The 18,556-nt window shown below is 68.8% G+C and carries 19 protein-coding genes; 9 read left to right on the forward strand and 10 right to left on the reverse strand.

Going from position 1 to position 18,556, the window contains the following annotated elements:
• The first annotated feature begins 12 nt into the window (after window positions 1-12).
• Both ACYCO6_RS03710 and ACYCO6_RS03715 read left to right on the forward strand, forming a co-directional pair.
• Window positions 13-774 carry an IclR family transcriptional regulator gene (locus tag ACYCO6_RS03710; RefSeq protein WP_459769400.1) on the forward strand — a complete coding sequence of 254 codons (762 nt, stop codon included), beginning with the start codon at window positions 13-15 and terminating at the stop codon, window positions 772-774.
• Between the two features lie 17 nt (window positions 775-791).
• Window positions 792-1,727: a bifunctional enoyl-CoA hydratase/phosphate acetyltransferase gene (locus tag ACYCO6_RS03715; protein WP_459769403.1), complete on the forward strand. Its 936-nt coding sequence runs from the start codon at window positions 792-794 to the stop codon at window positions 1,725-1,727.
• Between the two features lie 175 nt (window positions 1,728-1,902).
• On the opposite strand, the gene ACYCO6_RS03720 is transcribed toward ACYCO6_RS03715, so the two are convergent.
• Window positions 1,903-2,268 carry a hypothetical protein gene (locus ACYCO6_RS03720; protein WP_459769406.1) on the reverse strand — a complete coding sequence of 122 codons (366 nt, stop codon included), beginning with the start codon at window positions 2,266-2,268 and terminating at the stop codon, window positions 1,903-1,905.
• Window positions 2,269-2,343: 75 nt separating this feature from the next.
• Here ACYCO6_RS03720 and ACYCO6_RS03725 point away from each other — a divergent pair.
• Window positions 2,344-3,488 (forward strand): IS3 family transposase gene (locus ACYCO6_RS03725; RefSeq protein ID WP_459769408.1). Its coding sequence is split into 2 segments (ribosomal slippage): window positions 2,344-2,611 and window positions 2,611-3,488, totalling 1,146 coding nucleotides; the frame shifts between segments, so codons are not numbered across the junction.
• Window positions 3,489-3,767: 279 nt separating this feature from the next.
• Here the strand turns inward: ACYCO6_RS03725 and ACYCO6_RS03730 are convergent.
• The 3 genes from ACYCO6_RS03730 to ACYCO6_RS03740 all read right to left on the reverse strand — a co-directional run bounded on the left by ACYCO6_RS03730 (window position 3,768) and on the right by ACYCO6_RS03740 (window position 8,556).
• Entirely contained in the window at window positions 3,768-6,938 is a 3,171-nt protein-coding gene (locus tag ACYCO6_RS03730) for an efflux RND transporter permease subunit (RefSeq protein WP_459769411.1), read from the reverse strand.
• A gap of 9 nt (window positions 6,939-6,947) precedes the next feature.
• Window positions 6,948-8,297: an efflux RND transporter periplasmic adaptor subunit gene (locus ACYCO6_RS03735; protein ID WP_459769413.1), complete on the reverse strand. Its 1,350-nt coding sequence runs from the start codon at window positions 8,295-8,297 to the stop codon at window positions 6,948-6,950.
• A 61-nt stretch (window positions 8,298-8,358) separates the two neighbouring features.
• Window positions 8,359-8,556: a polyhydroxyalkanoate synthesis regulator DNA-binding domain-containing protein gene (locus tag ACYCO6_RS03740; RefSeq protein ID WP_459769415.1), complete on the reverse strand. Its 198-nt coding sequence runs from the start codon at window positions 8,554-8,556 to the stop codon at window positions 8,359-8,361.
• Between the two features lie 250 nt (window positions 8,557-8,806).
• Between ACYCO6_RS03740 and ACYCO6_RS03745 the strand changes: the two genes are divergently transcribed.
• Together ACYCO6_RS03745 and ACYCO6_RS03750 are read left to right on the forward strand one after the other, a co-directional pair.
• Entirely contained in the window at window positions 8,807-9,484 is a 678-nt protein-coding gene (locus ACYCO6_RS03745) for a response regulator transcription factor (RefSeq protein WP_459769417.1), read from the forward strand.
• A 43-nt stretch (window positions 9,485-9,527) separates the two neighbouring features.
• Window positions 9,528-10,874: a sensor histidine kinase gene (locus tag ACYCO6_RS03750; RefSeq protein WP_459769419.1), complete on the forward strand. Its 1,347-nt coding sequence runs from the start codon at window positions 9,528-9,530 to the stop codon at window positions 10,872-10,874.
• On the opposite strand, the gene ACYCO6_RS03755 is transcribed toward ACYCO6_RS03750, so the two are convergent.
• Window positions 10,855-11,811, reverse strand: a complete 957-nt coding sequence (locus tag ACYCO6_RS03755) for an alginate O-acetyltransferase AlgX-related protein (protein ID WP_459769422.1) — start codon at window positions 11,809-11,811, stop codon at window positions 10,855-10,857. The two genes, ACYCO6_RS03750 and ACYCO6_RS03755, sit on opposite strands and share 20 nt — an antisense overlap.
• 227 nt (window positions 11,812-12,038) lie before the next feature.
• On the opposite strand from ACYCO6_RS03755, the gene ACYCO6_RS03760 reads away from it, so the two are divergent.
• Complete coding sequence (locus ACYCO6_RS03760) at window positions 12,039-12,218, forward strand: hypothetical protein (protein WP_459769424.1); 180 nt, start codon at window positions 12,039-12,041, stop codon at window positions 12,216-12,218.
• A gap of 17 nt (window positions 12,219-12,235) precedes the next feature.
• Here ACYCO6_RS03760 and ACYCO6_RS03765 read toward each other — a convergent pair whose 3' ends face one another.
• Together ACYCO6_RS03765 and ACYCO6_RS03770 are read right to left on the reverse strand one after the other, a co-directional pair.
• The gene (locus tag ACYCO6_RS03765) at window positions 12,236-12,526 is read right to left on the reverse strand and encodes a PilZ domain-containing protein (RefSeq protein WP_459769426.1); all 291 of its coding nucleotides are present in this window, start codon (window positions 12,524-12,526) and stop codon (window positions 12,236-12,238) included.
• Between the two features lie 168 nt (window positions 12,527-12,694).
• A complete protein-coding gene (locus ACYCO6_RS03770) occupies window positions 12,695-12,817 on the reverse strand; it encodes a hypothetical protein (RefSeq protein ID WP_459769428.1) in 123 nt (40 codons plus the stop codon).
• 197 nt (window positions 12,818-13,014) lie between these two features.
• Between ACYCO6_RS03770 and ACYCO6_RS03775 the strand changes: the two genes are divergently transcribed.
• Window positions 13,015-14,067 carry a hypothetical protein gene (locus ACYCO6_RS03775; protein ID WP_459769431.1) on the forward strand — a complete coding sequence of 351 codons (1,053 nt, stop codon included), beginning with the start codon at window positions 13,015-13,017 and terminating at the stop codon, window positions 14,065-14,067.
• 18 nt (window positions 14,068-14,085) lie between these two features.
• Here ACYCO6_RS03775 and ACYCO6_RS03780 read toward each other — a convergent pair whose 3' ends face one another.
• Both ACYCO6_RS03780 and ACYCO6_RS03785 read right to left on the reverse strand, forming a co-directional pair.
• Entirely contained in the window at window positions 14,086-14,427 is a 342-nt protein-coding gene (locus ACYCO6_RS03780; protein WP_459769433.1) for a hypothetical protein, read from the reverse strand.
• A 59-nt stretch (window positions 14,428-14,486) separates the two neighbouring features.
• Window positions 14,487-15,350 carry a formyltransferase family protein gene (locus ACYCO6_RS03785; protein WP_459769435.1) on the reverse strand — a complete coding sequence of 288 codons (864 nt, stop codon included), beginning with the start codon at window positions 15,348-15,350 and terminating at the stop codon, window positions 14,487-14,489.
• A gap of 111 nt (window positions 15,351-15,461) precedes the next feature.
• Here ACYCO6_RS03785 and ACYCO6_RS03790 point away from each other — a divergent pair, with 111 nt between their 5' ends.
• The gene (locus ACYCO6_RS03790) at window positions 15,462-16,196 is read left to right on the forward strand and encodes an SDR family NAD(P)-dependent oxidoreductase (protein ID WP_459769437.1); all 735 of its coding nucleotides are present in this window, start codon (window positions 15,462-15,464) and stop codon (window positions 16,194-16,196) included.
• A 4-nt stretch (window positions 16,197-16,200) separates the two neighbouring features.
• Window positions 16,201-17,805: a cryptochrome/photolyase family protein gene (locus ACYCO6_RS03795; RefSeq protein WP_459769439.1), complete on the forward strand. Its 1,605-nt coding sequence runs from the start codon at window positions 16,201-16,203 to the stop codon at window positions 17,803-17,805.
• Here the strand turns inward: ACYCO6_RS03795 and bcsS are convergent.
• Entirely contained in the window at window positions 17,772-18,437 is a 666-nt protein-coding gene (bcsS, locus tag ACYCO6_RS03800; protein WP_459769441.1) for a cellulose biosynthesis protein BcsS, read from the reverse strand. The genes ACYCO6_RS03795 and bcsS overlap by 34 nt on opposite strands.
• Window positions 18,438-18,556: the final 119 nt, after the last annotated feature.

Consider the following 18,556-nt stretch of genomic DNA (forward strand, 5'->3'; position numbering starts at 1 on the left):
GGTGGAAATCAAATGGACGACACCGTCGAGTCCTCCCCGGCCCTCAAGGCCTTCGGCCTTCTGGAGGCGATCGCCGCCATGGATCATGCCCCGACGCTTGCGGAGTTGACGGAGGTCGCGAACCTGCCGAAGCCGACGCTCCATCGGTGGCTGTCGATGCTGGAGGGGGCGGATCTTCTGCGGCGGCTGCCGGACGGACGGCGTTATGAACTCGCCTCGCGCGCTACGTCGCTGGCCTTCGCGATCCTGTCGAACAATCCCGGCTCGATCCGCCGGCACCAGATCCTTCAGGGGATTGCACGCGACCTCGGGGAATCCTGCAACCTCACCGTCCTTCAGGGCGGCGAGGTGATGTACCTCGACCGTGTCGAGGCGTCGTTGCCCCTGCGGGTGGCTTTCCAGAAGGGCTCCCGCGTGCCGGCCCATTGCTCGGCGAGCGGAAAGCTCTTCCTCGCCCTCATGCCCCGCGGCCGGCGCGAGCGCCTGCTCGCGAGCCTGCCCCTGGACCGGTACACCGCGAACACGCTCACGGAACCCGGCGCCCTTGAGGCCGAACTGCAGCAGATCAAGCGCCAGGGCTATGCCCTCGACGACGAGGAGTTCCTGACCGGCCTGTTCTGCATTGCCGTGCCGATCCTCGATCGGGATGGCCGCGATTGCGTGGCGGCCCTGGCGCTCCAGGCTCCGGTGGTCCGCCTCTGGCGGGAGAACGCCCCCGATCGCCTGCCTGTCCTGCGCAACGCCGCGTCGGCGCTGGCCGCGACGCTAACCTGAAGCCCTGGGAGACTCCTATGAACATGCTGCGCGTGGCAACTTCGTATCCGCGAATGGACGACCTCGCGCAGCGTGCAAGGGCCTCCGGGGCAGTCCGGGTCGGCGTGGTCTATCCCTGCGACACGGGAGCTCTTGCGGCGGCCCTCGAAGCGGCCGATCTCGGCTATATCGATCCGGTCCTGGTTGGCCCCGCTGCGCTGATCCGCCGGGTGGCGTCGGAGGCTGGGCTCAACCTCGGCGGTCGGGAGATCGTCGAGGCGAGCGATCCGCTGTCAGCCGCCCGACGGGGCGTCGCCATGGCCGGGGACGGTGAGCTCGGCGCCCTGATGAAGGGATCGCTCCATACCGACGAACTGCTGGGCGCCGTCGTCGCACGGGACAGCCCTCTTCGGATGGGCCGGCGCACCAGCCATGTCTTCTGGTTTGATTGTCCCGCCTATCACAAGCCGCTGATGCTGACCGACGCGGTGGTCAACATCGCTCCTGGCCTCATGGAGAAGGCCGACATCATCCGCAATGCGATCGACCTCGCGCACGAACTCGGCAATCCGACCCCCAAGGTCGCGATCCTCGCCGCCGTCGAGACCGTGAACCCGGCTCTGCCCTCGACCATCGACGCGGCGGCCTTGTGCAAGATGGCCGACCGCGGCCAGATCTCGGGTGCCGTCCTCGATGGGCCGCTCGGCTTCGACAATGCCGTCTCGCTCACCTCGGCCCACACGAAGGGGATCGTCTCCCTCGTGGCCGGCGAGCCCGACATCTTGGTCGTGCCGAACCTCGACGCCGGCAACAGCCTGTACAAGTCCCTCGTCTATCTCGGAGGCGCTGCCTGCGCCGGCCTGGTGCTCGGCGCGAAGGTGCCGATCATCCTCACGAGCCGTGCCGACTCGGTCCAGGCGCGCATCGCCTCCTGTGCCCTCGCCGCGCTCGCTGCCGCTCCCAAGCAGAACTGAGACGGCGCGTGTCCCTGCCGCGCTCGACCGCTCGGCAGCCGAGATGGCTGCCCACCACTCCAGCCCTGGCGGCGCCGCGTCAGCTTCCCACCGTCGTCCGTGCAATCCATTGAGCGACGGCCGCCAGCGCAGCTTCGCGTCCTTCGTCTCGCTCCCGGTCTGCGAAGAGCGTGAGTTACGCATCCGCGGAGGTGCCTTCCGTGGCGATCACCCGGCACCGCGCGAGTTCCTGCGCGCAGCCGAGAACCTCGGCATCCTCCCTGACCATCTCCAACACTTGGTCGAGAACCTCGGCGACCGTGACAGGGCCGTCCATGGTCGCGATGGTCCCGCGAACGCCGAAACGCTGGGCCCGCCGCTTGTTCTCCTGCGCGATCGCCCGTTCGACCGGGCTCAGGTCGCCGTTGCAGTCCGGATTCAGGAAGAGGTGCCGGGCGAGCGCGCGGTACAGAGCCGTGAGGGCGATGGCGTCGTCCAGCCGCGGGCAGCAATCGGGCGCTCGCAATTCCAGCGTCGCGTACTTCGCCGACGGCCTGATCATCCACCAGACGTGACTTGAATCCGGCTGGACTTGCCTCGGAGAAGTGGAGAGCTCTTTCCGTGGAGGAGGCCTCCGATGGCAGAACCCAAGAAGCAGTTCACACCTGAGTTTCGTGCTGAGGCGGTCCAGCTCGCCCAGACGAGCGATCGTTCGCGCCGCGCGATCGCCGCCGATCTCGGCGTCGGGCTCTCGACCTTACGCCACTGGATCGACGGGCAGCGTGATCGCGAGATGGACGCGCCGCCAGCCGACCGGCAGGAGGACATGGCCGTCGAGCTCAAGCGCCTGCGGCGCGAGAACGAGGTGCTGCGCCAGGAACGCGAGATCCTGAAGCGGGCCACGGCTTTTTTCGTCAACGAGGGACGTCGATGAGGTTCCAGCTCATCGATGCGGCGAAGAGAGAGTTCCCCGTCCAGCGTCTGTGCAAGGTCCTCAAGGTGAGCCCGAGCGGCTACTTCGCCTGGAAGAACCGGCCCGCGTCGCGCCGTCAGCGTGAGGACCTGGTCCTGCTCGCCCATGTCCGCTCGGCTTTTGCGCTCTCACACGAGACGTATGGCAGCCCGCGCTTGACGCACGAACTGCGCGAGCAGGGTCTGGCGGCGGGGCGGCGGCGCATAGCGCGGCTGATGCGGGAGAACGGGCTCAAGGCTTGTCAGCCCCGGCGCTTCAGGCGCACGACGGACAGCGGCCACGCCTTCCCGGTCGCGCCCAACCGGCTCGACCAGGATTTCACCGCCACCGCGCCCGACGAGAAGTGGGCTGCTGACCTCTCATACATCTGGATGCGGGAGGGCTGGCTGTACCTGGCGGTGGTGATCGACCTCTACGCGCGGCGGGTCGTCGGCTGGGCGGCCGGTGACCGGCTGCACAAGGAACTCGCGCTGACCGCGTTGCGCCGTGCGCTGGTCATGCGAAGACCAGCGGTGGGCCTGCTCCATCATTTGGACCGTGGCAGTCAGTACTGTTCAAATGAATACCAGGCTGAACTACGACGGCATGGCGTCGTGATCTCGATGTCGGGAAATGGTAATTGCTACGATAATGCGATGGTCGAGACGTTCTTCAAGACGCTAAAGAGCGAGTTGGTCTGGCGCACCGCCTTCCAAACGCGGGCCAGAGCCTCGGTCGCTTCCGCCCATGCCGGGAGGACAGTGTATCAGACGATGCGCTTGGCGTCCGGCTTGGCCAATAGCCGTGGTTCGATTTGGCCAATCCGGTAGCGCGATGACCGGTGAGTTCCGAAGCAATTATGAATTGCTGTGCCCGTATGTCTTGGGAATAGAGCGGCGAGCATGGATCGTTCGAGGTAATAAAATAGCAGGTCTTTAATCTGTAGGTTTTGAGTTTTACAATGAGTGCGGCCGACACAAGTTCGGTCCGCCCGATGGATGGCCAAGCGATCTTTGCGCGGCCCGGGACAATGTGCTCCCGACTTGCAGCACGGCCCTGACGGTAAGCTGCAGCGGACGCGCCGCGGCGCAGCGTGATGTCTCGAACGGTCACCGCACCCGGTCCCGCGCCCTGCGCGGAGCGCTGCGCTCGACCGCGGAGTGGACAGCCCGCCGCGTGTCCTCGCGCCCGCCACCGAACGGCCAGCGCAGCCGCGTCACCACCGGGTAGACGGCCGGGAGTACCACCAGGGTCAGGAAGGTCGCTGAGATCAGGCCGCCGATCACCACGGTGGCCAGCGGCCGCTGCACCTCCGCGCCGGCGCTGGTCGAGAGGGCCATGGGCAGGAATCCCAGGGCCGCCACCAGCGCCGTCATCATCACCGGTCGCAACCGCATCTCGGCCGCGCGGGTAGCCGCCTCCTGCGGGTCGAGCCCGGTGCGCTCCAGATCGCCGATGTAGCTCGTGAGCACCACGCCGTTCAGGATCGCGATCCCGAAGGTCGCGATGAAGCCGATCGCCGCCGAGATCGAGAACGGCATGTCCCGCAGGGTGAGGGCCAGGATGCCGCCGGTGGCGGCGACCGGTACGTTGAGAAAGATCAGCCCGGCCAGCCGGATGTCGCCGAACATCACCACCAGCAGCACGAGGATCGCCGCCAGCGCCGCCGGCACGACCATGGCGAGCCGCGCCGTCGCCTCTTGGAGGTTCTGGAACTGGCCGCTCCAGACCAGCGAGTAGCGCGGCGGCAGCTTCACCTGATCGGCCACCGCCTTGCGGGCGGCGTCCACGAAGCTCTGGACGTCGCGGCCCCGGACATTCGCCTGGACGGAGATGCGCCGCTGCAGGCGCTCCCGGCTGATCTGGGCCGGGCCGGAAGCCACGTCCACCGTGGCGACCATCGACAGGGGCACCGTCATCGATGATCCCGCCTCCTTACCGGGGCGGCCCACCGGCAGGGCACGGATGCGCTCGATGTCGCTGCGGTCCGTCGGGTCGAGGCGCACCACGATGTCGGTGATCGAGTTGTCGTCCCCGTACACCATGCCGCTGGTGCGGCCGCCGATGCTCTCGACCACATCGAGCACGTCGGAGACGTTGATGCCGTAGCGCGCGGCCTTGGCGCGGTCGATCTGAATCGAGAGCGCGGGCATCCCGGCCTGGGCTTCGGCCTTCACGTCGGCGGCGCCGTCGACGCCGGAGACCGCGCGCACGATTGCGTCGGCCGTATCCTTCAGAACCTTCAGGTCGTCGCCGTAGAGGCTGATCGCCACGTCGCCGCGCACGCCCTCCAGCAGGTCGTCCATGCGCATCTGGATCGGCTGCGAGAACGCGTAGGCGACGCCCGGCACCTCCTCCTTGAGGCGCTTGTCGAAGGCCGCCACGAGGCCGTCCTGGGTCTCGGCAGTCTTCCAGGTGGAAGGATCGGCCAGGGTGATGAAGCTGTCGGTGGACTCGACGCCCATCGGGTCGGTAGGGATCTCGGCGCTCCCGGTGAGCGACACGACCCGCTTCACCTCGGGGAAGGATTTCAGCACCCGCTCGATGCGGTTCATCGTGGCAAGCGAGGCGTCGAGATTGATGCCGGGCAGCTTCTCGGAGGTGATGACGATCGATCCCTCGGACAGCTTCGGCAGGAACTCGCCGCCGAGCCGGGTGGCCAGGACGCAGAATCCGGCGAAGAGGGTGAGCGCCGCCAGGACCGTCATGACCACGTGCCGTTCGGCGGCCCGCAGCATCGGTGTATAGGCGCCCCGCACCCAGTGGACGAGGCGCGTCTCACGCTCGCCGATCCCGCGGCCCGAGAGGAAGACCGCCGCCAGTGCCGGCATCAGGGTCATGGTGACGATCAGCGAGCTGCCGAGCGCCAGGATCACCGTGAGCGCCATCGGGACGAACATCTTCCCGGCCACTCCCTCGAGGGCCAGGATCGGCACGTAGACCAGGATGATGATCGCCACGGCGAACATCACCGGCCGCGCCACCTCGGCGGCGGCGTCCCGCACCACCTCGGCCGCGGGGCGCTCCGGATGCTCGCCGCGGGCGCGCAGCACGTTCTCGATCATCACCACGGCGCCGTCGACGATCAGCCCGAAGTCGATGGCCCCGAGGCTCATCAGGTTGCCCGACAGGCCGAGCAGCCGCATGCCCGCGAAGGCCATCAGCATCGAGAGCGGGATCGCGGCCGCCACGATCAGGCCGGCGCGCAGGTTCCCGAGCAGCAGCAGCAGGACCACGATCACCAGTACCGCGCCCTCGAGGAGATTGTGCGCCACAGTGTGGATGGTCCGGTCCACGAGCTTGCTGCGGTCGTAATAGGGGACAATCTCGACGCCGGGCGGCAGCTGCGGGCGCAAACCGTCGATGGTCTTCTTGACCCGCTCGACGACCGCGCTGGCGTTCTCGCCGTAGCGCATCAGGGCGATGCCCACGACGGTCTCGCCGGCCGCGTCGTGCGTGACGGCCCCGAGCCGGACCTTGGGCGCCTCCTGCACGGTGCCGAGGGTCGCCATCGTCACCGGAACGCCGCCGGGGCCTGTGGCGACCACGATGTTGGCGATGTCCCCCGGCCCCTTGGCGAGGCCGAGGCCGCGGATCACCTCCTGCTGGTCGTTGTGCTCGATATAGGCACCGCCGCGGGCAGCGTTGTTGTCGGCAAGCGCGGTGTAGACCTGGGCCAGCGTCACGCCGTGACGGCGCAGGGCATCGGCGGAGACGCGGACCTCGTAGGTCGGCAACTGGCCGCCGTAGATGTTCACGTCGGCGATGCCGGGCGTGAGCTTCAGCTTCGGGGCAATCGTCCATTGCAGGATGCGCTTGAGCTGCATCGGGGTGTAGGCCGGCCCGCGCAGCTCGAACTGGTAGATCTCGCCCAGGCCCGTCGCCATCGGGCCCATCTGTGGGTCTCCGACCCCGGCCGGCATCAGGCTCTTGGCTTGCGGCAGCCGCTGGAACACCTCGGCGCGCGCCGCGGTGACCGACATGGATTCGTCGAAAGTGACGTAGACGGCCGAGACCCCGGCCCGGGAGGTCGAGCGGACATTGGTCAGCCCCGGCGCCCCCGCCATGGCGGTCTCCACCGGGAAGGTGACGAGCCGCTCGACCTCAAGCGGACCCAGGCCCGGAGACAGGGTGAGGATCATCACCTGCTTGGGCGAGATGTCTGGCACCGCGTCGATGGAGAGGCCTTCGAGGTTGGCGATGCCGCCCGCCGCGGCCGCGAGCGCCACAACCAGGACCAGGAAGCGGCGGCGCACCAGCAGGGCGAACCAGGTTCTCATGGCACGGCCTCAATCCGTGGAGCCGAGCAGGCTGCGCAGTAGGATCGCCTTGAGGCCGAAGCTCCCCGCGGTCGCGACCGTCTCGCCGGCCGCCACCCCGCTCTGCGCCTCGACCCAGTCCGAGCGCTGGATCCCGAGTTTCAGGGCGCGCCGTTCGAACCGGTCGGGAGCGATGCGCGCGAAGGCGATCGGCCCGGCTTCGGTCTGCTGCACCGCCGCTGCCGGGATCGTTACGCCGTCGCGGCCGAGATCCGCCGCGACCGTGACGGAGACGAACATGTTCGCGCGCAGCAGGTCCGCCGGATTGTCGAGCTCGATCCGGGCCGGGGCCGTGTTGGTCGCCGGGTCCAGGGCGGCATTGACGGAGCGCACCCGCCCCTCGAAAGGTGGGTGGCCCGCGATCGGGCTCTCCACCGAGGTCGTGTCGCCGGCCTTCACTCGCGCGATGTCCGGGCCATAGAGGTTCGCCAGCACCAGGACCCGGGTCGGGTCCGCGACCGTGAATGCATCCCGGGTGGTATCGACCACCTCGCCGAGGGTCACGCCGACGCTCGTCACGACCCCGGCGATCGGGGTGACGACGGCGCTGGTTCCGGGCGCGGCCCCTTCCGCGGGAGCGAGGCGCTGGTACTGGGCGCGGTACATCTCGGCATTGGCCTGGGCCGACTGGACTGCCGCGCGCGCCTTGGCGAGATCGACCTGCCGCCGCTCCACCTCGGCCTGGGCCACGCCGCCGAACTTGAGCTGTTCCTGGCCGCGCCTGAGCTGAAGCTCGGCGACCTTCTCGGAGGCCTGCGCTTCGCCCAGAGCCGCCTGGGCGGCGAGGAAGCCGTTCCGCGCGTCCAGGATGCCCGCGGCGTCGAGGGTCGCCAGGGTCTGTCCGGCCTCGACGCGGTCCCCGGGCTGGACCGCAAGGCTCAGCACCCGTCCCGGCGTGCGCGGCTTGAGATGCGTCACCCGGCGCTCATCGAAGGCGACGGTCCCGGGGGCGCGCACCGGGAGCACGATCCGGCGCGTCTCGGCGGTGCTGAAGGCGAGGCCGATCCGCTTCTGTCCGGCCTCGTCGAGGGTGACGATATCGGGATTGCCCGGCGCATCTTCGGCCTTCGTCTCGGTCGCCCCCGTCGTCGGAGTGGCCGGGGCCAGGCCGAGCCTGTCGAGGATCGTGTTCCTGTAGAGCCAGCCCGCGGCGGCGAGGGCGGCGAGGATTAGGACGAGCAACGGGACCACGAACCCGCGGCGCCGGTTCGGCGCCTGCATGGGGGCGGAATCCTCGCGACGCCCTGGCACAGGCGACACGGCCTGATCGGTCGTATCGGCGTCGCGGGCGTGGGATGGCGCCTCGGCGATCAGCGACATGCGCGGCCGCGCGGCCGGCTGAGCACGGCGTCTATGGCCGGCGCCCACGGGTCTCGCGTCCTCATGCGTCGAGGCCCGGACGGAGCACATCCTCGGTCACGTAGCGCCCGGTCTCGACCTCACGGACCACGACTTCGTATCCCTCGCAGCGCAGTTCCTTGAGACGATCGAGGGTGACGTAGGTCGCTGTCTCAACGTCGTAAAGGCGACGTTGCGCGTACCGGTTGATGAGGCGTCGCGGGCGCCGCTTCCTAGGCATGTCCCATCATCCTCCAGCCGTTCGGGACGGCCCGGATCGGGCTGGTGGGGCGAGGTCGAGTCCGCATCGTTGATGTCCCGAAACGCGCTGTCCGGGTCGCGCCAGGGGCATCGGAATGTGCTAGAGTCATTCCAATAAAGGGTGCCAAGCCGATGCGGTGCCATTAAATTCGGGTTCATAGAGGTCGCCGCACGGCGATTTGCGCCGGGAAGTCCGGCATGAGAGGTGCGGGCCGGGGGCTTGGGCGGGCGTGGCGAGGCTGCTGCTGATCGAGGACGATGCGGAGACGGCCGAGGACGTGCTCGACGACCTGCGCGGGCGCGGCCACGATGTCGCTTGGGCCGCGACCGGCCCGGACGGGGCCCGGGCAGCCCGGGACGGCGCCTGGGGCGCGATCATCTTAGACCGGATGCTGCCCGGCCAGGACGGGCTCGGCGTGCTCCAAGATCTCCGTCGGGACGGAGACCGGACCCCGGCCTTGGTCCTCAGCGCGCTGGGCGATGTCGACGAGCGCATCCGAGGACTGCGCGCGGGTGGGGACGACTACCTGGCCAAGCCTTTCGCCCTGGGAGAACTCGCCGCCCGCATCGAGGCGCTGCTCCGGCGCCCCGTGGACAGCCGCGAGACGGTCCTGCGGGTCGGCAGCCTGGAGATCGACCTCATTGCAGGCACCGGCCGGCGCGGTGGGCGCGATCTCGAGTTGCTGCCGCGCGAACTCAAGCTTCTCGAATTTCTGATGCGGCGCCCAGGACAGATCGTCACGCGGGCCATGCTGTTCGAGGAGGTCTGGAACTACCGGTTCACGCCGAAATCCAACCTCATCGACGTGCATCTCGGACGTCTCCGTCGGAAGCTTGAGGCGGCCGGCGAGCCGCCCGTGATTCAGAATGTCCGCGGTATCGGCTTCACCCTCGCACCCGATGGTTGACCTCCTGCACTCCACGGCGGTCCGATGGGCATGCGGGATCGCCTTGTGGTCGATTCTGCTCGCTTTGGCGATGTTCGGCTTCGTCTATTGGCAGACGGCCGATTACCTGCGTGAGGAACTCGCCGAGACCCTCCGGGTGGAAGTCCGGGCCGCGGCGGCCGATCCGACGGCGGCGGGTTCCCGCGTGGAAACCTGGATCGCGACGGATCCCCACGCCACGCATTACGGGGGCCTGTTCCGACCGGACGGCGCGCGCCGGGCGGGGAATCTCGGGGCCATACCGCATCATCTCGCGCGCGACGGGGACGCGGACCGCGTCAGTGCGACGGTCGATATCGCCGGGCGCACCATCGCCGACGAGATCTGGGCGGCCTCGCTGACTCTTGCCGACGGCACCACCATCGTGATCGCCCACGATACCGACGAGATCGATCGGGTGCGGGCGACGACGCTCAGGGCGCTGGGCCTCGGGCTTGTGCCGACTCTCGCCCTTTCGGCCTTCGGTGGCCTGCTGCTGACGAGCCGCGCACGCCGACGGCTGGCCGCCACCGAGGCGGCCATGGCCCAAGTGATGCGCGGCGACCTGCGCACGCGCCTGCCTGTCGGAAACCACGACGATGAGTTCGACCGGCTGGCCGGTAACGTGAACCGTATGCTCGACGAGATCGAGCACCTGATGGGTGAGGTCCGCAGCGTCGGCGATGCGGTCGCCCACGATCTGCGCACGCCCCTCACGCGCCTGCGTGCTCGGCTGGAGCGAAGCCGGTCACAGGCGAAAACCGTGGCGGAGTTCCACGAGGCGATCGATCAGGGTCTCCTGTGGATCGATCAGACGCTCGCCATGGTGACCGCGGTGCTGCGGATCGGCGAGATGGAGGATGGGCGCCGGCGCCGTGGTTTCGCGCGGGTCGATCTCGGCGAGGTGGCGACCGTCGTGGCCGAGTACTTCGCGCCCATGGCCGAGGAGAGGGATATCCGCCTCGACATCGCGGTCTCCGGCGCGGATCACACCATCTACGGCGACCGGGACCTGTGCTTCGAGGCCCTGTCGAACCTCCTCGACAACGCCTTGAAATTCACCCCGACCGGAGGAGCCGTCTGCATCACGGTGCGTCGTGACGGTGATGCCACCGTCGCGACGATCGAGGATTCCGGCCCCGGATTGCCGCCGGGCGAGCACACCCAGGTGTTCCGCCGCTTCTATCGCGCCGAGGCGGCCCGGCACACCGCGGGCAACGGCCTGGGCTTGAGCCTCGTGGCGGCGATCGCCAAGCTCCACAACGCCACCGTCTCCGTCGATACGTCCGAGGCAGGAGGCTGCCGCTTCGTGCTGACGTTTCCGGGACCGGCGGTCGCCTCAGAGCGGACGCCTATCGCAGCCACCGTTTGAGGCGTTCGCGCAGGTTCGGTCGGATCGCGCGCCGCGCCCGCGCTTGCGCGAAGGCATCGATCCGGATCCGGTCGGTGGGGACCTGACGCAGGAATCGCTCAGCGATCTCGAAGATCAGCACATCCGGCCGGACGGCCTCGACATACGCCCAATCGATATTGGCCGACCAGATCGCATGCACCTCACTGAAGGTCTCCGCCAGCATGGCGGTGAGGCGGGCGCCCGGGCTGTAGATATACGAATCCCCGAACAGCACGACCCGACGCGCGTCGGGGGCATCGGGGTTCTTCAGCACGACCCGCGAACCGACGAACAATCCGCGCGGCCGCACCGCTTGGCCCGACTCGCGCACCTGGACCAGCGCGTTCGCGTCGACGCGCTCCGCGTGCCGGGTGAAGTCGTAGGCGACATATTCCTCGTCGATCGGGGGCGTGAGCTTCTCGCCGAGATCGAAGGTGAAGCGCTCCGGCACGCTCGTGCCGGCGAAGACGTGCTCGGCCACCGGCGCGGCCAGGGCCTCGCAGAGGGCGCGATAGGCGATAAGGTAGCCGCGATACGTCCAGTGCGTGTCGGTGCGCAGGTAGACGGGCTCGTCGGCCCGTGCCCGCAGGAGCGGCGTCAGCAGGTCGACTGTCGGGGCCGCGCTGTCGTGGGCGACCAGCCGGGCGAGGCGCCTGCCGGGCGGATCGTCGAGTCCGGGGAAGGGGCGGCCGAGCAGGTCAGGATAGACGGCGAGCTTGTCGGGCACGACGGCGTGCACGTGCCGGATCCCGAGGTCGTCCAGCCGGCGCGCGCGCCGGCCGATCAGCCGCGCCCAGCGCTTCAGGATCCGCCGCGACGTCGCGGTATCGCCGTAGAAGGCCTCGACCTCACGGGCCCGCCCGACCCAGTACAGCCAGCCCTCCTGGCCGACGGCCACACCCTTGCCGATGCTCATGAAAAGTCCGCGTCTCCCGTCGCCTGGGCGATCATCCATCCCTGCACGCGCGTCCTCCCGCCTCGACGGATCCGGGCGGGATTGCAAGGGTTGGGTCGGCCATTCCGCGACGCCGGGACCACGTTTTTCGCCTGCCGTGCCGTCCGCGCGTGAAACCTTATCGCGGTCCCGGGGGTACTTCGGTCAGGCGCAATCTTCTGCGCGGCGTTTTGGAGAGGCGGCGGTCGATGTCCGCGCTCATGACCTTCATCGGCTGCGGCCTCGTACTGGCGGGCTTCGCGGCAGAAAAATTCGCCGAGCATCGCTGGCTCGATGCCGGCCACCCGGCCCCCCTCGATACCTTCGCGGTCCTGGCCCTGGCACTGCCGGCCGTCGGCTTGGTGCTGATGGCGACGCTGTCGGCTTGACACCGCTGCGGACTGGGTCAGTCCGCCGCCAGACAGAACAGAACCCCCGCTGTCCGCTCCTTCCGCCAGATCAGCTCGACGGAATAGCGCACGTCGGAATTGGCCAAGACGAGATCGAACGCGTCCTCCAACATCACCACGTGCGAGCCGAGAAATTCGAGCATCGCGCCGCGGTCGGAGATGTTCTTGACCTGGCAGGGAAACCGCGAGCCATCCGGATGCTGCGCATAGGCCAGCATGGCGGTGACCTTCCGCTCGGCCGCGCGTCTTTCCACGAATCCGACGGTGGGCCTGGCGTTGCGTGACACGGCCGATAGTCCTGGCGATGTCGGCCGACATGGCGCGATTTCAATAAAATTGCGCCAGAATCGCTAACGCGAGATTTATGGCGCCGTTGTTTTGGCAAGCTTTAAAGTACCTGCTGCGAAATTTCGCCTGCCGCCGCGCTTCGGCAGTGCCTCAGCGCCAGTCCGCTTCTACGGACGGCGTTCGTCGCGGCTGGGGGGCCCCTTTCCCGCCTTGATGAACTTGCCGACGAACAGCCCGAACGGGATCGACATCAGGAACCATGTCCGGAGGAATCGCAGGGCCTTCACCATGGGCCGCTCTCCGGCTGCCTGATCGGGCACGCATCAGAGCACATTGCTGCCCCGGACCCAAATACGCCCTCGGCGCCGTCGCGCCGACCAAGCTGGGTGTCGCCCGCGGCGGACCCCGGCCTATCTGGCTGCGCGACCACTCTTCGCCCGACCGGCCCCGGACAGGGCGGAGCCGGCACGAACATCCGGAGACGATCATGCGCATCCGCCCCGGTCTCGCGCGCTTTCCGAATTGCTCGCCAGGTTTACCCCTGGGGCTCTGGCTGAGCCTGCTGGCCGGTCTGCCGGTGACCGCCGCGGCCGAGGCCCCCGCGCCGGCACCGGTGCCGGCTCCGGCTTGGCCGCCGAACTTCTCCCGCGATGTCCAGGGCAGCGGTCTCCCAGGCATCGACGGCGGTCATGCCTTCCTGTGGAACCAGCCCGCAGGCTTCGATCCGGTCTCCACCCTTCGGGTCGACCGGCACGTGCCTGCGGGTTCGGGAGAGCCCGGCCACACCTACAAGGCGATCTGGGCGCTCGGCTCCACCGGTCCGCACAACGCCGGCTACGAATGGACGATCACGGGCGAACTGCACAATCGCAGCTTGGCCAGCACGGGCGCCCAGAATGTTGCGGTCAACGGCACCATCTTTAAGGAGGCGAACCGGCTCGGCCCGGTGGGACCATCCTGGGCCGGCAACTTCAACTGCGTCGATACGACCGACGAGGCCGACCCGGTGGCCTCCTGCATCGGCACGGAGATCGATGTCTCGGCGCAGTCGCCCACCACCGACCGCAACCGTCAGCGGGTGGGCCTGCAGATCTCCACTGGCGGCGTGCCGGGCGCTCACACCGGATATGGCATCCTGATGGGCAATCTCACCGGCTCAGTGACGGACCGGGGAATCTCGTTCCAGGGGGAAGGCACTTACGGCATCGGGATCGACGCCGCCGCGGCCCGCTTCACAGGGGTGCCGATCCTTCTCGGGCCGGGGCAGGCGATCGGGCTTGATGGCAATCGCGACGGCGGCTTCTCGCGCAGCCTCGGTTTCGACGGGCATGACCTGATCTACGGCACCCCCGGCGGGCCGGTGTTCCGGGTCAGCGATACCGGCCAAGTCGAGGCAGCCTCTCTCCGCGAGATGCTGCCGCGCCCGCCCCGGAACAGCACCGATCTCTGCACCCCCGGCGACCATGCCTGGGACGAGGCCTACGAGTACCGCTGCGTCGCCCCGAACCGATGGAAGCGGGCGGCGCTGAGCGATTGGTGAGCGCCGCGCGCCGTGGCCTCAGCGATCGAAGATGCGAACGACCGCGCGGGTCTCGGGATCGACCACCACGATCTTGTCGCCGGGCGCCACGAAATAGCCGAAGCGGCGCAGGCGCGGGTTCGGCGCGTCGGTGAACGGTGCGAGCCGCACGTCCGGCGGAACGATGCTGCCGGGCCGCAGCGGAATCGAACCGACGATCGGTCCCGGCCCGACCGGCCGGCGCACGATGTAGTCGCGCACCACCACCTCGTCCTCCGGGCCGAAATCGTCCGGGGCGACCACGACGGCCTGGGCGAGGGCTGAGCCCGTGAACAGCGCCGCGAACCCGAGGGCTGCGGCGAGGCTTGCGCGTGTCGACATGTCGGGCTCCGTGACGGTCAGGGCCGCCGGAAACACCAGCCGCCCCACGTCGGTTCCCGTCAGCGTCCGATCTGGCCGGCCTCCGTGAGCGGCACCGGAGACCAGCGGGTGATCTGCACATAACCGTCGAACGCCGCGACCACGACGTGCCGGCGGTGGCGATGCACGACCGCGCCGGGGGTGTGCGGGTGGCGCTCGCGCCAGCCATGGGCTTCCGCCACGAAGACCCGCGCTTCGCCGAGACGCGCGATCGTCTCGACGGTGCCGAAGGCCCGCACCCGGCGCAGGATCGCGTCCACCTCCTGCCGGAAATCGAGGGTGCGGTCGCCATCGGTGGCGCGGGGCCAGTACGAGCCGTCGCCCTGCGGCTCGGGCCTGCGCCACCGGTTGGGCAATTCGTGGCCGAGCGGGCCCGCGGCAAGCCTTCGGGCCGCCATCTGGCACTTGGCGAGCAGCGTCTCGTGCGACTCCAACGGGCTCAAGGCGAAGATGTCCTGGGCCAGGATGTCGCCGGTATCGAAGCCATCCGCAAGGACGTGGGCGGTGACGCCCCAGGTCTCGTAGCGGTCGAGCACCGCCCGGAAGAGCGGGTAGGGGCCGCGCCCGGTCGGAAGCGGGGAGGGGTGGACATTGAGCCCGTAGGCCGCGCGGCCGCGCCAGCCCCGCACCAGCCATGGATAGCCCGCCACCACGAGCGCCCAGTCCCGGCCGTGCTCGGCCTGGAGCGCCTCGATGTCGCGCTCGCGGATGCGCGAGAGCTGGATCGGCACGCGAAGCGCGCGGGCGCGGGCGACGATCACCTCGTTGTGGTCGTAGATGCCGTCGCAAGGGCGGGTGAACAGCTTCACCGGTGTCCAACCGGCATCCAGCAGGCCCTCGAACACACCGCCCAGGAAGTCGATACCGGCGAACGCGAACTTCATGCTTGCCGCCTGCGACCTTGTGGACGTGGAGCACATGGGCCTCCCGTCTGCCCGGGAGCACCACCGGCCTTACCTTGATCGAGCCTGGAAGGGTAGCAAGGGGAGTTCCACGTGCGACGGGTGATCATCTACGGCGGGACTGGAGGAATCGGTCTCGCGACGGCCCGGGCCTTGCGGTCCCGCGGCTTCGCCCTCCACCTGGCCGCCCGCGATACCGATCGCCTGACCCGCGCTGCGGACGAACTCGGCGAGACCACATTCAGTGCCGGCGACATCGCCGATCCTGATTTCTTTCCCGCGGTGACGGAAGCGGCGGGGCCGGGACCTGCAGGTCTCGTCTACGCGGTCGGAACGATCAACCTCCGCCCGCTGAGCCGGCTTACGCGGGCCGATGCAGAGAGCGACTTCCGGATTAACGCACTGGGTGCCTTCTCGGCCGTGCAGGCCGCCGCGGGCGCGCTGAAGGCCGGGGCCGGTGAGGCGGGGGCCGGGATCGTGCTGTTCTCGACGGTTGCCGCCGCGCAGGGCTTCGCGGCGCATGCCTCGGTTGCGATGGCCAAGGGCGCCGTCGAGGGGCTCGCGCTCGCGCTGGCCGCCGAACTCGCGCCGCAGATCCGCGTCAACGTGGCGGCGCCCTCGCTGACTCGCACGCCGCTCGCCGCCGCGATCACCGGCAACGAGACCCTCGCCCAGGGGATTGCCGCGATGCACGCCCTCCAGCGCCTCGGCCGGCCGGAGGATGTCGGCGCGCTCGCGGCGTTTCTGGTCTCCGACGAGGCGGCCTGGATCACCGGGCAGGTGATCGGCGTGGACGGCGGCCGCTCCGCCCTGCGCACCAAGGGCTGAGGTGATGCTGAGGAGACGCGGTCGCGAAATCGGCTCTCGGGGAACGCTGCGGTTCGTCCTCGGCGACCAGCTGAGCCGTCGCGTGTCCAGCCTCGTGGATCTCGATCCCGAGCACGACGTGGTCCTGATGGCCGAGGTGCGGGACGAGGCCACCTATGTCCGGCATCACAAGCAGAAGATCGCGTTCCTCTTCGCCGCCATGCGCCATTTCGCGGCCGAGCTGGAGGCGGAAGGGGTCACCGTCGCCTACGTGCGCCTGACGGATCCGGGCAACACCGGCAGCTTCACCGGCGAGCTGGAACGGGCGGTCGCGCGGTATCGTCCCGAGCGCGTCGTGGTCACCGAGCCCGGTGAGTGGCGGGTCTGGCAGATGATGCAGGATTGGCGTGAGACGCTGTCGGCACCGGTGGAGATCCGCGCCGACAACCGCTTTCTCTGCCCCCGCGAGGATTTCGCGCGCTGGGCCGAAGGCCGGCACCACCTGCGGATGGAGACTTTCTATCGGGGTATGCGCCGCCGGACGGGCCTGCTCATGGAGGGCGACGAACCGGTCGGGGGCCGCTGGAACTTCGACGCCGAGAACCGCAAGCGCCTGCCCAGGGGCCATCGTGCCCCCGACCGGATCGGTTTTCAGCCGGATGCGGTGACCCGCGAGGTCATCGCCCTCGTGGAGCGGGAGTTCGGCGCGCATTTCGGTGACCTCGCCACCTTCTCCTGGCCGGTCACCCGGGCCGACGCGCTGGCCGCCCTCCGGCACTTCATTGCATCGTGCCTGCCGACCTTCGGCGATTATCAGGACGCCATGAAGACCGGCGCCCCGTTCCTCTACCACGCGCTCCTGTCGCCGGCCCTCAATGCCGGCCTCCTCACGGCCGAGGAAGTCTGCCGGGCCGCCGAGCGGGCCTACGGCGAGGGCGCGGCGCCGATCAATGCCGTCGAGGGCTTCATCCGCCAGATCCTCGGCTGGCGGGAATATGTGCGCGGCCTCTACTGGGCGCGGATGCCGGAGTACCGCGAGAGTAACGCGCTCGGCGCGGGCCGTGACCTGCCGTGGTTCTACTGGTCGGGCGAGACGAAACTGAACTGCATCGCGCAGGTGGTCTCGGAGATCCGCGCCCACGCCTATGCCCACCATATCCAGCGCCTGATGGTCACCGGCAATTTCGCGCTGATCGCGGGTCTGGACCCGGCCCAGGTTGAGGAATGGTACCTGATTGTCTTCGCCGACGCCTACGAGTGGGTCGAGCTGCCCAACGTGCACGGGATGGTGCTGTGGGCGGACGGGGACGTCATGGGCTCGAAGCCCTACGCGGCCTCAGGCGCCTATATCGATCGGATGTCGGACTATTGCGCGTCCTGCACCTATGACGTGGCGGTGAAGGCCGGCCCGGACGCCTGCCCGTTCAACTATCTGTATTGGAACTTCCTGATCGAGAACGAGGACACGCTCGCCGGGAATCCCCGGATGACCATGCCGTACCGCACCCTGCGTGGCTTGGGGGACAAGCGCCGGGCGGAGATCCGCCGGGACGCAGCCGCCTTCTTCGCCGAGCTCAGCAGCGAACCTGAGCCTGCTCACCAGGGCGACCAGACCGCCATGGCGAAATAGGGGCAGGCTGCGCGCCGTCCGGCCTCAAACTGGATTCCGGCCGACGTCCGGATGCTGTAGCGGCCCAGGGCGAAGTCGGTGCCGTGCAAACCGAGATTCCACTTCGCGTAGCCCGTCGCGTGCGTGTAGACAGCCGCCTCCGGGCCGATATAGGCACTCCAAAGGCGGTACCCCCAAGCCGCGCGCGCCCACAGACTGTCGTGTGTTGAGCCGGCTACCGCGGTCGCCTGCAGGAGCGTCGCGTCAGTTGGACGCGCCCAGACCTCGCCGTGCAGGCGCAGGCCGAGCTGTGCCGGCAGGGCTGCCAACCCGTGACCGTCGACGAGCGTCTCCATCATGCCCTCGGGACCAGCGAAAGCCGCGACGACGCCCCAGTCGAAGAACCATTGATAACCGACGACCACGGCGGTGCTGAGCGTGTAGCGCTGGCGCCGGCCTTCAAGGCTGCGCTCATCTCGATGCCCGCCGCCGAGGCTCGCCAGTGCGACGAAACCGTCTCTGTCGAGCGAGGCGAGCCCGAATTTCGCACCGAGCGTCATGAAGGTCGCGGCACCCGCATCGAGGCTGCCGAACAGCAGCGTGTTGATCTCGGTGGCATCGGCCCCGGCCGAATTCGCCCTGCCTGCGACCATTGTAACGACCGCGTAGCCGAACAATCGAAAGTTCCTGAAAGAAGTGTGCCAGCATCGCACGATTCGGCCTCCGGGCTGGGAGGCAGAAGTTTAGGTGTCCGTATCGAGGTGGACAGATG

The sequence above is a fragment of the Methylobacterium sp. CM6257 genome (assembly GCF_054611515.1).

Excerpts from the sequence above, each read along its gene's own strand:
- ACYCO6_RS03770 (WP_459769428.1), bottom strand. The coding sequence starts at position 12,817 with ATGGTGAAGGCCCTGCGATTCCTCCGGACATGGTTCCTGATGTCGATC.
- ACYCO6_RS03720 (WP_459769406.1), bottom strand. The coding sequence starts at position 2,268 with ATGATCAGGCCGTCGGCGAAGTACGCGACGCTGGAATTGCGAGCGCCC.
- ACYCO6_RS03755 (WP_459769422.1), bottom strand. The coding sequence starts at position 11,811 with ATGAGCATCGGCAAGGGTGTGGCCGTCGGCCAGGAGGGCTGGCTGTAC.
- ACYCO6_RS03780 (WP_459769433.1), bottom strand. The coding sequence starts at position 14,427 with ATGTCGACACGCGCAAGCCTCGCCGCAGCCCTCGGGTTCGCGGCGCTG.
- ACYCO6_RS03785 (WP_459769435.1), bottom strand. The coding sequence starts at position 15,350 with ATGAAGTTCGCGTTCGCCGGTATCGACTTCCTGGGCGGTGTGTTCGAG.
- ACYCO6_RS03730 (WP_459769411.1), bottom strand. The coding sequence starts at position 6,938 with ATGAGAACCTGGTTCGCCCTGCTGGTGCGCCGCCGCTTCCTGGTCCTG.
- ACYCO6_RS03795 (WP_459769439.1), top strand. The coding sequence starts at position 16,201 with ATGCTGAGGAGACGCGGTCGCGAAATCGGCTCTCGGGGAACGCTGCGG.
- ACYCO6_RS03760 (WP_459769424.1), top strand. The coding sequence starts at position 12,039 with ATGTCCGCGCTCATGACCTTCATCGGCTGCGGCCTCGTACTGGCGGGC.
- ACYCO6_RS03715 (WP_459769403.1), top strand. The coding sequence starts at position 792 with ATGAACATGCTGCGCGTGGCAACTTCGTATCCGCGAATGGACGACCTC.
- ACYCO6_RS03735 (WP_459769413.1), bottom strand. The coding sequence starts at position 8,297 with ATGTCGCTGATCGCCGAGGCGCCATCCCACGCCCGCGACGCCGATACG.
- ACYCO6_RS03775 (WP_459769431.1), top strand. The coding sequence starts at position 13,015 with ATGCGCATCCGCCCCGGTCTCGCGCGCTTTCCGAATTGCTCGCCAGGT.
- bcsS (WP_459769441.1), bottom strand. The coding sequence starts at position 18,437 with ATGGTCGCAGGCAGGGCGAATTCGGCCGGGGCCGATGCCACCGAGATC.
- ACYCO6_RS03710 (WP_459769400.1), top strand. The coding sequence starts at position 13 with ATGGACGACACCGTCGAGTCCTCCCCGGCCCTCAAGGCCTTCGGCCTT.
- ACYCO6_RS03740 (WP_459769415.1), bottom strand. The coding sequence starts at position 8,556 with ATGCCTAGGAAGCGGCGCCCGCGACGCCTCATCAACCGGTACGCGCAA.